Origin of the sequence: Crocosphaera sp. Alani8, assembly GCF_038442745.1 — a bacterium.
In the GTDB taxonomy this organism is placed as follows: Bacteria; Cyanobacteriota; Cyanobacteriia; order Cyanobacteriales; family Microcystaceae; genus Crocosphaera.
The window spans coordinates 1-3,692 of the sequence record NZ_JARVCN010000320.1 but is presented as its reverse complement, the minus strand read 5'-3'; the positions used below and the strand labels follow the sequence as shown (position 1 = coordinate 3,692).

General features: G+C 40.3%; 2 protein-coding genes. One reads left to right on the top strand and one right to left on the bottom strand.

All coding sequences use genetic code 11. The annotated features are described in order from the left end of the window. Positions 1–64: 64 nt before the first annotated feature. Complete coding sequence (locus tag P9B04_RS16930; protein ID WP_342056154.1) at positions 65–2,314, bottom strand: glycoside hydrolase; 2,250 nt, start codon at positions 2,312–2,314, stop codon at positions 65–67. Positions 2,315–2,877: 563 nt separating this feature from the next. Here P9B04_RS16930 and P9B04_RS16925 point away from each other — a divergent pair. Next, complete coding sequence (locus tag P9B04_RS16925; RefSeq protein WP_342056153.1) at positions 2,878–3,660, top strand: hypothetical protein; 783 nt, start codon at positions 2,878–2,880, stop codon at positions 3,658–3,660. Positions 3,661–3,692: the final 32 nt, after the last annotated feature.

Below are 3,692 nucleotides of genomic sequence, written 5' to 3'. Positions count from 1 at the left end.
TGTTTGGCCTAAGTTTTCGCAGCGAGTGACCCCTGGCTTTTTGAGAAGATACCTTAACCCATCTTTAGGGAACTTTCAAAGCTAGTAATTGATTTTCAGGTAAAAAGCTACGGAACTTACCATGATCAGCAAATATAGCCACTAACTGTAACCAAGCATCCGGTTCCCGGTGTAGATCACTCCAAGGAACGGCAATTTCTAAACATTGATTAAAAGCTACCTGAATGCGGTGATTTTTCGGATGCCAGTCGTTGCTATGCCAAGCTTGTTGTAACCAAGCTGACTGAGAAACCAAATTAATACCCACATGATGATGGAAAGTGTAATTAACCGGCGCTTCGTCTGGAACATCCGCCAAAGGAACTGAACTGGTAAATACCTCAGTATCGGCGTAATACCAGAGTAAATGTAACTCATTGGGTAAATCTCGGCCAGGTTGCGATCCCATTTTCACATCAAACCGTAGATAAAAATTAAGATGATCCGTACCGTAATAAATACGCTGTACCGTACTTGCTTTGTGCATTGTTCCGGTAGATCCACCGATTTCGATGCGTCCAGCCTTTTCCCAGTCTTGTTCGTCGACATAACCATCGATCACCGGTTGAATAAAGCTTTCCGGAGAGCGATCGCCTTTCTTGGTATGGTCGTCTAAAGGTTTATAGAGATTATCAGGAATGGGTTCACCGAGCGCGGAATAAACCCCCCGTAAATGTTCGCGGTACAGTTCATCAAACAAAGCTCCATGACTAGAAGAATGACCTTCCCCAAACCACCAACACCAGTCCGATCCCTCGGCCGCGTATAAAGCTTCCCAAGCTTCGGGGTTACTTTGTTCGGTGGCTTCAGGATGTTTCGCCATCATGTCCCGAGCCTCCGTTAATAGGTCCCAAGCCTTATTTTTCACGGGATCACCGATCCAAGTGCTGAAGCTACCATCTACCCAGGAACCGCTATGTAACTTATGAGCGGGAATTTCTGCTTTCGGGGGAAACTTCTCAATAAACTCAGAAACCGTCACCAATTCTATATCATCAACCTCGCTTAACTGAGAATATAATGCTCTGAGGAAATGTAAGCCATCATCGGGATAGTATTCCCAACAATTTTCCCCATCTAAGGCAATGGTAACTAACCAAGGATCTTCGAGGGTGGTTACTTCGCTTTCTTGACGTTCTACCAAAGAACGAGAAATGGCCTGTAAATGTCCCAGAAAATCAGAGGCAGCCTGACGGGGTTCCATGCCACTATAACTAAAACCGATTAAATCTGATAAACGGTGATCACGGAAAACAATCGCTAAATCTCCGTATTCTGTTTCCAGACGATAGGGAAGATACATTCTGTGGGGATCGCAAACGTTCCCTGTTTCGTCGCGATAAAAATAATGTTCCACACTCCAGCCCAAAACCGATTCATCAGAACACAACCAGTTAAATTTTTCTTGGGCAACGTAGGGTAAAATAGCAGGGCTAACAGACTGTTCGGAAGGCCAGAGTCCTTTCGGTTGACAACCAAAGCGATCGACGTACATCTGTTTGGCTTTACGGAGATGACAGGGAATATCTTGGGGGTATTGGAAACGTTTTTCTGGTAAACCCATCTCAGGAATAGCTACTTGTCCCGAGTCTGTATCCGCAAGCAAAGGGAGAATGGGGTGAGTGTAGGGGGTTGTCATCAGTTCTAACTGCCCCGAATCCTGCATTTTTTTGTGTTGGGGGATGATTTTGCCGATAATTTCCCGATGTTTAGCAATAATTTTCTTACGATCTTCTAAAGAAAAGCCTTTTCCTTGTTCAAACCAGGCCGCAATTTCAGGATCTTTTTCCCTGAAAATAGGGTCAATCCAAGCAAGGTTATGCCACGCTAAAAGGTCACTATAATCATGGACTGTCCAGTTTTCAAAACACCATTCTCGACCTTTATCGTGCTTTTGCATATTCAACTCAGAATAGCGATAATAGGGATCGATTAAGGTGCGATGGTGAGCATCAAAAAAATGGTCAAAAATGAATCCTTTATCTTCGTCTGTTAAATCGATCGCAGAGGTTAAAGTTAAGGCCATATAGCGATCGAGTGCCTTTCCTCGGCTATAATCTTCCAACTGTAGAATTAAAGAAGGCACCAAGTTAACTGTTTGATGTAGCTTCGGAAATTCCTCTAAAACAAGAATTAGGTCTAAATAATCTTTCACGCCATGGAGACGCGCCCAAGGCATACGGTACTGTCCATTGGGATCATCAATTGCTTCACGGGATTTATATAAGGGTTGGTGTTGATGCCAAATAAATGCAAGGTATAGAGGATGAGCCATTATAATTTTTATTCTCTGTGGTTGTGATGAGTAATAGCAAAGGCAAGTGATTATTGAAGGTATATTTACTTACGAGAGGAGAACTAACCTTGTTTAAACACCCAGACCTCAACTGCCATACCTTCTAGATTACCCTGAAACCTCCCCTTATTTATGGGAGAATACTGATAACCTGAGTTCGGTGTTAGGAGTTGAATCTTTTGTTACGAGATCATAGGTGTTTGAGACTACTGATTTTCGCAAGTTCTGTATAAATTTACTTATGTTCAACTGAGGTTGACACTATTGCCCACACCATAATGAATGATAAATGTCAATCAAACTAATCACATAACTTTAGTGAGTTTTTTGGTTGAGCCTGAGTGCGATCGCTTCAACAATTAATGAAAGTTTGAGGGATTACAAACAGAGACACAACGATTAGTTAACTAGCTTGAGAAGCTATCATGATTTTTAATTAACGTCAATAGAAAAAATCACCCGACCCAGATGATTTTTTTCCTTGAGTTAATCAGCAATTACACCAATAATTGGCTGAAGTTAAGTCAATTTAAGTTAGTAACATGGTGAGGAATCAAAAAGCATTTGACACATTCGGCTATGTATCTGAAGCAACCATAATGATGGATGACAGTCTCTATAAATATTTTGTAGAACTGATAGAAACAAGACCTAGTCGCCAGGTATTAGAAAAAATAAGACTGCTATTAGTGGAAACTAAAAACTACCCTGATGCCGAAGTTTTAGGAATGGTTAAGCATTTAGTTTACTCCCCAACAGCAAAAGTAAATTGTTTATCATTTTTTAATCGTCTCTGTCAAATTTGTATAGCTCATTGGATAGTTAGGGAAGAAACTAAGTCCGTAGTTTTTGATTTATTAGATTTATTCAAAAAACTCAATATTTATCAGATACAACAACAAGACTTTATCGCAAGATGGCAAGAAGAGAGTCAAAACTTTTCTCAGACCACTGAATACTTAAAATTAGTAAGATTGATTCGTATCACTAATCCAGGTCAATCTTCTGCTGCTGTCAAACCAAAATTTTTAGGAGATTTATTAGGGCGTTATCCCTTTTTATATAAAGATTGTTTGCTGAATAGTCATAGTGTTCAAAAGTATATTGATTTTTCAGCTAGTTTTAGGCGACATCAACAAAGGTCTTTGAATAAAAAATTAATAAAATCAATTGTACTGCAAAAACAAAAAATTGAAGTTGCTCGCCTGCGAACCTTAACAACTAAAGTACCACAACCAATTGAAACCGTACCCAATCCTACTTTATTAAATAATCGAGTTTTTAACGTAGCAGTAGAAACCTTTAGTGACGACTCCCGACACTGAACGGAGTACCGTTACAGTGCGGGCTTCTCCAA

Excerpts from the sequence above, each read along its gene's own strand:
- P9B04_RS16930 (WP_342056154.1), bottom strand. The coding sequence starts at position 2,314 with ATGGCTCATCCTCTATACCTTGCATTTATTTGGCATCAACACCAACCC.
- P9B04_RS16925 (WP_342056153.1), top strand. The coding sequence starts at position 2,878 with ATGGTGAGGAATCAAAAAGCATTTGACACATTCGGCTATGTATCTGAA.